At 62.7% G+C, this 260-nt stretch carries 1 protein-coding gene; it reads right to left on the bottom strand.

Translation table 11 applies throughout. The features are described 5' to 3' along the window. The coding region (locus SB775_RS30895) for an iron chelate uptake ABC transporter family permease subunit (RefSeq protein ID WP_410865078.1) at positions 1 to 200 on the bottom strand (200 nt) is incomplete at its 3' end. Positions 201 to 260 lie beyond the last annotated feature (60 nt).

Genomic DNA, 260 nt, shown 5'->3' with positions numbered 1-260 from the left:
CTCTTCCTTCCGAGCGCCCAGGCCAGATAGGGCGCTCCTACAAGAGCGGCGAAAAGACCAAGCGGCAGCTCATAGGGAAATGTTGCATTGCGTGCGCCAAGGTCAGCTATCGTCATCAACAACGCACCGAGGAGCGCCGAGGCCAACACGTGGCTCGCCGCCCGGTCAAATCCCATGCGTCGCGTCATATGCGGCGCCATCAGGCCGACGAAACTCAGTGGCCCCACGAGCAGTGAGGCAGCCGCGCTCGCAATACAGGC

It is taken from the genome of Peribacillus sp. SIMBA_075 (assembly GCF_046534585.1).
Note: the sequence above shows the minus strand (reverse complement) of the source record. Positions and strands in the feature narration are given on the sequence as shown.